This is a genomic window from Streptomyces sp. NPDC029216 (assembly GCF_040648015.1).
In the GTDB taxonomy this organism is placed as follows: Bacteria; Actinomycetota; Actinomycetes; order Streptomycetales; family Streptomycetaceae; genus Streptomyces.
This window is the reverse complement of the sequence record NZ_JBEZWL010000097.1, coordinates 21,246-27,905: the sequence shown is the minus strand read 5'-3', so window position 1 is coordinate 27,905 and position 6,660 is coordinate 21,246. Positions and strand designations below refer to the sequence as shown.

The following is a 6,660-nucleotide window of genomic DNA, read 5'->3' as shown; positions in this document are numbered from 1 at the left end:
ACGGCGTATGCGTACGCCGTGCCCGCCACGTGCCACCCGGCACACCGGCGTCCGCGGCCGCCTCACGACGACGGGCCGCGAACGGCCTGGTTCCGCCGGTGTCCGGCAGGGCCGGCGGGGATGCGTTCCGCGTCGGGCGCGGGGGGCTGCGCGGGCAGCTGGGCGAGGGTGGGCCGGGTCGGGGTTCCCTGCCGGATGTCCTGGATCCCGCGGCGCAGTCCGGCGCCCAGCCGGCGGCCCAGCGGGCGTTCGACGAGCCGGTGGACGGTCCAGGCGAGCACCAGCACGCAGGCCGTGGTGGCAAGGACCAGGGGCACGGGGGCGACGCGGTCACGGAAGTGGTGGATGGCCGTCAGCCCCACCATCATGTGGATCAGGTAGAGCGGGTAGGTGACCGCACCGGCGTGCGGGAGCCAGCGCCACCGGATCCGGTCCAGGGCGCCGAGCGCGAGGGCTGCCATGACGGCGAAGCCCAGCAGGATGATCAGGTGGGCCGGCCAGACGGGCGTCTGCTCGGCGGCGGCCTGGCCGAGGCTGGAGACCATGCGCTCGCGCACGTAGTGCTGCGCGAGGAGGAACTGGACGCCGACGACGGCCCACAGCACGGCGTTCGGCCGGAAGCGGCGCATCAGGTGGAAGGCGATGCCGGCGATGAAGTACGGGGAGGCGGACGGCATGGCGAAGAAGGACAGCAGTCCGTCGTCGACGGCCGGGGCCACCACCCCGGCCAGGGTCCAGACCGCGCAGAAGAGCACGCAGGTCCGGTACGTCACCCCGCGCATCACGACGAGCGCGAACAGGACGTAGAACTTGAGCTCCACGAACAGCGTCCAGTACGCGTCGTCGACGTGCGGGACCCCGAGGCCGCCCTGGAGCATCGACAGGTTCACCACGACGTCGGTGACCTTCGTGGTCGACCGCACCTCGGGCCAGGTGAACAGCACCAGCGAGGTCAAGGCCACCGCCGCCCAGTAGGCGGGGAAGAGCCGGGCGGCCCGGGACACCGCGAAGTCGCCCACGGTGCGGCCCCAGACGCTCATGCAGATGACGAACCCGCTGACGAGGAAGAAGACCTCGACGCCGAGCCAGCCGTAGACGGCGAACCGGTGGGCGACCGGGAAGAGGGCGGCGGTCGGCTCGCCCCAGGCGCCGGGCAGGGCCACGTAGTGGTAGAAGAGCACGGACAGCGCGGCCAGGACCCGTATGGCGTCGAGGACGGCCAGGCGCTGGGGCTCCCCTCCCGTCCTGCGCGTTCTCATCCCTCGTCCGCCCCCTTGTCCGTACTACCGTCGGATTACCGACGCGTAAAGATCAGCGGAACTGTACAGCGTGCCCCTCTGGCATACTCGTCCGTCGATGAACCCTGATCAGGAGCACACGGCCGGGGGCGCGGAGGCCGGCCGGCGCGAGGCGGCCCGTGCCGCTCTGCGCGCCGCCGGATGGGAGCCGGGACGCGGCTCGGGCCCGGCGCCCGCGCCGGACATGGTGGAGCAGTACGGACCCGCACCGGCCGCGGCGGTGGCGTTCCTGGCCGAGTACGGCGGACTGCGCCTGCTCTTCGCCGATCCGCGAACGGGTCAGGACGACGACATCGACATCTCCGGCCACGCCGGCATCCTGGGATGGGTGGGCTCCTGGAGCCGAGCGGCGGGCGAACCCGTGTACCCGGTGGGGGAGTTCGCGCGCGGGAACTGCGTCCTGCTCATCGGCGGGAGCGGCAGCCTGTACGGGGCCTTCGACGCGATCCTGGGCCGGCTCGGGCCGGACCCGCTGGCGGGCCTCGGCCGGCTGATGCTCGACCCCGACCCGCTGGAGCCGCGACTGCCGTTCCCGCAGGAGGCCCTGTACCGCCCCGAGCCGCGCGAGCCCCGTGCCCGCCGGCCCCGGAACCGCGCCTGAGGAACCGCGCCTGAGGAACCGCCGGGCCCGGCGCCGCCCGCGACACGGCGGTTCAGGGCGAGGCCGGGCACGTCCCGCGCGTACAGCCGCGGCTTGGTGTCGTGACGGAGGGTCAGGAACCGGCGGCGCGGGCGGATCCGGTGCTCGTTCCGCCGGCGCTGCCCAGGAAGCAGGTGACCGTGCGGTCGCCGAGGGTCCAGCTGCTGGGCTGCGGGTAGTAGTAGAAGACCTCCAGGTTGTTCGGCAGCTTCGAGGCGTTGCCCACGTAGCCGGTCAGCGCGGTCCCGCCGCACTTCTCCTCGGAGATCTCGACGACCTTCTCCGCGCCGGGGAACACCCCGTCGTCCAGGGTGAAGACGGCGTAGGCCTCGCCCTCGTGGGGCTGGGCGCAGGGCACGGTCCGCACCGAAAGGCGGGCCTGGGTGCCGTCGCGGTCCTGGGTCTTCGCCAGGTCGTCGTCGGTGTTGAAGCAGTCCCCCTTGCGGATGTCCTCCACCTTGCTGGAGCCGGGCGTGGTGACCTGGCCCTGGGTGTCGCGGTGCGGGCGGGGGCCCTCGTCGAAGGCACCCGCAAGCCCGAGGACGATCGCGAGGGCGTAGAAGGCGATGGTCAGGCCGTGGATGACGATGGCCGCGATGGCCAGACCCCTGCCCTTCTCACCGGCCTTGCGGATCTGGGAGAGGGCGACGATGCCGAGGATCACCGGAACCGTCGGGATCGCGCAGACGATTGACATCACGAAGGCCACGACGGCCAGCGTGTTGGTCTTCTGCGGCGGCGGGTACCAGCCCTGCGGCCCGCCGTACGGCGTCCCCGGCCCGGGCATTCCGGGAGGTCCCGGCTGCCCGGGCGGTCCGTACGGACCCGGCTGCCCGTACGGCTGCTGCGGGTACGGCGGTGGCTGAGGGGGTATCGACATGCGCGTGGTGCTCCTCGCGGGAGGGTGGGACACGACCACCGGCTGGGCGGTGACGCCGCAGGGCGGGGACTGATGAGCGGATGATCTGCGAATCGGCCGCGCCCCAGTATCCCCCCTCGGAATCCGGAGGTCCGCCCGGCCCACGCTTGCGGACACGGGCCGGGGACGACCGCCCCGAACTGCCGCCGGAAGCAAGCGGTCACGACCTGACATACGTCACTTCCGGCCCGTGCGCCCCGGCCCGAACCTGGGAGGAGTACGGAGGAACCGGCGACGTGGGGAGAGCGCGTGACGACGGAGGAGCGGATGACGGGGGCCGTGACGGCCAGGCCTTCCAAGGCCGCGATCGTGCGGGTGTGGGGCGGCTCGCTGGTGCGGGTGCCGTTACGGCGCCGGTCGGTGCCGGGGCTGCGGCACTCGGCGGGGACGCGGCAGTTGGTGCTGGTCCTGGCGGCCACGGAGGTCGTGACGGCCTTCGCGTTCTCCTCGATGCTGCCGCCCGCCGTGCGGCCGGTGCACGCCCTGTTCGAACTGCTGGTGATCCTGGCCGGGTTGGGGCTGGTGGCCTCGGTCCGGCGGTATCCGCACACGGTGGACGACGAGCACGTCGTGCTGCGCACCGCGTTCCTGGGGGAGGTGACGCTGCCCCGCCGGGCCGTCCGCTCCGCCGCCCCGGCCGTCCGTACCGTCCCGGGCCGCGGCCCGCGTCCCGTGCCGGGCGAACCGGGCGCGGTGGCCTGCTCGCTGGAGGCCTCCCTCAACGTCGTCCTGCGCCTCGACCCGCCCGTCCGGCTGGACCTCGGCCGCCACGGCTGCGTGGACGCGACGACGGTCTACACGTCGGCGGACTCCCCGTCCGCCTTCGCGGCGGCCCTGCGCGCACCCGTCAGGGCGAAGTCCGCTCCGGGAACGTGAACGTGTAGGACCGGGACCTGAGCCAGGGGAGGTACTGCGCGAGCGCGGCCACGGTCTGGCTGCGGTCGCCGCCGCCGTCGTGGAACAGGACCGTGGGGAGCTCGGGGAGCTTGTCCTCCACCGCCGAGACGATGGCCGGCAGGCCGGGGCGGCTCCAGTCCTTGGGGTCCACGCTCCAGCCCAGGGGGCGCATCCCGTTCGCCGCGGCTATCGCGCGGCTCTCGGGGGTGAAGGCGCCGCCCGGGGCGCGGTAATAGGTCACCGCGACGCCCGGCACCGCCGCCTCGATCATGGCCTTGCCGTCCAGGATCTGCCGGCGCTGGTAGGCGACCGGCTTGTGGTCCATGGTCACGTCGTGGTCCACGGAGTGGTCGCACAGCTGGTGCCCGTCGGCGGAGATCTCGCGCACCAGCTCCGGGTGCTCCTGCGCACGGGTGCCGACCAGGCAGAAGGTGGCCTTGACGTGGTTCTGCCGCAGTACCCGCAGGACCTGCGGGGTCCACGTCGGGTCCGGACCGTCGTCGATGGTGATCGCGATGTCACGGCCCGTGCCCTGGGCCAGCCGGGAGATGCCCTGGGGGACGGCCCCGGCCCCGTGGGCGGCGCCGGCGGCGGCCGTCCCCGGGGACCGGTCGGAGGAGGAGCCGCCCGTCGCCGCGAGGGCCGGCGCGCCGCCCGCCGCCAGGAGGCCGAGGACGGTCGCCGCCACGGCGGTGACCGTCCGTCGCCGGCGCACGGAACTGCTGCTCATGCCCATGGACGCGCTCTCCCTCTACGTGTGCGTGCGGTCGCCGGATCGCCCGGGGCGTGCCCCGGCCGGCCCTTCGACGCTAGGGAGCCCCTCCTCTCCCGGTCAAGGAAGGGTGGGAGGGCTCACACCGGGCGAATCGGACGGATCGCCCGCCCTGTCCGTCCGTCTCCAGGGCCCGGCCCGGGGTCGGCCTCGAAACGGACCCGGATCGTCATGCCGCCGTCCGGCGCCGGGTTCGCCTCGGCCCGCAGGCCCGCCCCGTGGGCGCGGGCGATCGAGGCGACCAGGGAGAGGCCGAGGCCGGCGCCCTCGCCCGCCGTGTGGCGTCGCTCGACCCGGCGGCGGAACGGCTCCAGCAGGCGCGGGACGTCCTCCGGGTCGATCACCGGTCCGGTGTTTGACACCGTCAGGACGCCGCCCTCCGGCTCCGGCGGGCCGTCCGGCGCCCCTTGCCCCGCCGCCGGTGGCGCGGCGGCCGCCGTGGTCACCTCGATCCGGCCGCCGGGCCGGTTGTGGCGTACGGCGTTGGTCAGCAGGTTGCGGATCAGGTGGTCCAGGAGGGCGTGGTCGCCCCGGACCGTCAGCGGCGCGAGGTCGGTGACGACCTCCAGCCCCTCGTGCGCGGTCGCCTCCAGCGCGGCCCCGGCGAGGGCGGCGAGGTCCACCGGCTCCGTCGCCTCCAGGCCCTCCTCCGACACGGCGAGCAGCAGCAGCGACTCGATCAGGTGCTCGCTGGAATCCGCGACGCCGATGAGCCGCTCCCGGATCCGGGCCACCTTCTCCGGCGCCGGATCCCCGGCCAGCCCGATCTCGGCCGCCGCCCGCTGCACGGCCAGCGGGGTGCGCAGCTCGTGGGCGGCGTTCGCCGCGAACCGCCGCTGGGCGCCCACCAGGCCCTCCATCCGGTCGAGCATCCCGTCGAAGGTGTCGGCCAGCCGCTTGAGCTCACCGGGCGGGGCCTGGAGGCCGATCCGCTCGTGCAGGTTCGCCCCCGACAGGCGGCGTGCCGTCTCGGTGATCACCCCCACCGGGCGCAGCACCCGGCCCGCCATCCACCAGGCCAGCCAGATCGACAGCACGGCGAAGAAGGCCAGCGCGACGAGGGAGACGAGCAGGAGCTCGTGCAGCGTGGCCTGCTCGACGGCGCTCGACAGGTTCCGGGTGACCGCGTACCCGTTGAACTGATCGGGGCGCGGCACCCGGCCGGCCGGCAGCGTCTGGGCCGGGACCGGGGTCCTGCCGCCCTCCGTCAGCGCCTTCTCGAAGTCGCCGCGCGGTACAGCGGTGGTGACGACCCCGCTGATCCGGGCGTACAGGCCACCCCGCAGCAGCAGGTTGACCAGGGCGATCAGGCCGCCGCCGGCGAGCACCAGCAGGGAGCCGTACAGCGCGGTGAGACGGGCGCGCTCGGAACGGAGCACCGCTCTCATCGCGGATCGGCGATCCGGTAGCCGGCGCCGGGCACGGTCTCGATCAGCTGGGGCTCGCCCAGCTTCGCCCGCAGCTTGCTGAGCGTCACCCGGACGGCATTCGTCCGGTACGAGGTGTCCTGCTCCCACACCTGCTCGATCAGGTCGTCGTTGCCCAGCACCGCCCCCTCCGCCCGCAGCAGCGCCTCCAGCACCGCGAACTCCTTCCGGGACAGCGCGAGCCGCCGCCCGTCCCGGGTCGCCGTCCGCCGCGCCGTGTCCACGGCCACCCCGCACCGCTCCAGCACCGGCGGCAGCGCCGGATGCGCCCGCCGCCCCAGGGCCAGCACCCGCGCCAGCAGTTCGTCGTAGGAGAACGGCTTGGTCAGGTAGTCGTCGGCACCCAGCCCCAGCCCCTCCACCCGGTCGCGCACGGTCCCCGAGGCCGTCAGCATCAGCACCCGCGTGAGCAGCCGCTCGCGCACGACCTGGCGGCAGACCTCGTCCCCGTGCAGTCCGGGCAGATCGCGGTCCAGGACGAGCACGTCGTACTCGCCCAGCCGCAGGCGGTGCAGGGCCTCCAGGCCGTCGCCCGCCTCGTCCACGGCCAGCGCGTCACGGCGCAGCCCCTCGGCGATCATCTCCCGGAGGAACTCCTCGTCCTCCACCACCAGAACTCGCATGTGCCCTCTCTACTCGAAGGCCGCATTTCCTCGTCATAAACATGATCGGTGAAGGAACCGAAACCGACCTCCCCGGCAGGCTCC

General features: G+C 73.8%; 7 protein-coding genes. 2 read left to right on the top strand and 5 right to left on the bottom strand.

Going from position 1 to position 6,660, the window contains the following annotated elements; translation table 11 throughout:
* Positions 1 to 62 precede the first annotated feature (62 nt).
* On the bottom strand, positions 63 to 1,259 hold the full coding sequence (locus AB0F18_RS27760) for an acyltransferase (protein WP_362065413.1): 1,197 nt from the start codon (positions 1,257 to 1,259) through the stop codon (positions 63 to 65).
* Positions 1,260 to 1,356: 97 nt separating this feature from the next.
* On the opposite strand from AB0F18_RS27760, the gene AB0F18_RS27755 reads away from it, so the two are divergent.
* Complete coding sequence (locus tag AB0F18_RS27755) at positions 1,357 to 1,899, top strand: SUKH-3 domain-containing protein (protein WP_362065410.1); 543 nt, start codon at positions 1,357 to 1,359, stop codon at positions 1,897 to 1,899.
* Between the two features lie 112 nt (positions 1,900 to 2,011).
* Here the strand turns inward: AB0F18_RS27755 and AB0F18_RS27750 are convergent, their stop codons facing one another.
* Positions 2,012 to 2,818 carry a DUF4190 domain-containing protein gene (locus tag AB0F18_RS27750; protein ID WP_362065407.1) on the bottom strand — a complete coding sequence of 269 codons (807 nt, stop codon included), beginning with the start codon at positions 2,816 to 2,818 and terminating at the stop codon, positions 2,012 to 2,014.
* A 288-nt stretch (positions 2,819 to 3,106) separates the two neighbouring features.
* Between AB0F18_RS27750 and AB0F18_RS27745 the strand changes: the two genes are divergently transcribed.
* Positions 3,107 to 3,733, top strand: a complete 627-nt coding sequence (locus AB0F18_RS27745) for a hypothetical protein (protein WP_362065404.1) — start codon at positions 3,107 to 3,109, stop codon at positions 3,731 to 3,733.
* Here the strand turns inward: AB0F18_RS27745 and AB0F18_RS27740 are convergent.
* The 3 genes from AB0F18_RS27740 to AB0F18_RS27730 all read right to left on the bottom strand — a co-directional run bounded on the left by AB0F18_RS27740 (position 3,705) and on the right by AB0F18_RS27730 (position 6,576).
* Positions 3,705 to 4,484 (bottom strand): polysaccharide deacetylase family protein, encoded by a 780-nt coding sequence (locus tag AB0F18_RS27740; protein WP_362065401.1) that lies wholly within the window; start codon positions 4,482 to 4,484, stop codon positions 3,705 to 3,707. The genes AB0F18_RS27745 and AB0F18_RS27740 overlap by 29 nt on opposite strands.
* A gap of 122 nt (positions 4,485 to 4,606) precedes the next feature.
* Entirely contained in the window at positions 4,607 to 5,914 is a 1,308-nt protein-coding gene (locus AB0F18_RS27735) for an ATP-binding protein (protein ID WP_362065399.1), read from the bottom strand.
* On the bottom strand, positions 5,911 to 6,576 hold the full coding sequence (locus AB0F18_RS27730) for a response regulator transcription factor (protein WP_362065397.1): 666 nt from the start codon (positions 6,574 to 6,576) through the stop codon (positions 5,911 to 5,913). Before AB0F18_RS27730 ends, AB0F18_RS27735 begins: the two co-directional genes overlap by 4 nt.
* Positions 6,577 to 6,660: the final 84 nt, after the last annotated feature.

Excerpts from the sequence above, each read along its gene's own strand:
- AB0F18_RS27755 (WP_362065410.1), top strand. The coding sequence starts at position 1,357 with ATGAACCCTGATCAGGAGCACACGGCCGGGGGCGCGGAGGCCGGCCGG.
- AB0F18_RS27740 (WP_362065401.1), bottom strand. The coding sequence starts at position 4,484 with ATGAGCAGCAGTTCCGTGCGCCGGCGACGGACGGTCACCGCCGTGGCG.
- AB0F18_RS27750 (WP_362065407.1), bottom strand. The coding sequence starts at position 2,818 with ATGTCGATACCCCCTCAGCCACCGCCGTACCCGCAGCAGCCGTACGGG.
- AB0F18_RS27730 (WP_362065397.1), bottom strand. The coding sequence starts at position 6,576 with ATGCGAGTTCTGGTGGTGGAGGACGAGGAGTTCCTCCGGGAGATGATC.
- AB0F18_RS27760 (WP_362065413.1), bottom strand. The coding sequence starts at position 1,259 with ATGAGAACGCGCAGGACGGGAGGGGAGCCCCAGCGCCTGGCCGTCCTC.
- AB0F18_RS27735 (WP_362065399.1), bottom strand. The coding sequence starts at position 5,914 with ATGAGAGCGGTGCTCCGTTCCGAGCGCGCCCGTCTCACCGCGCTGTAC.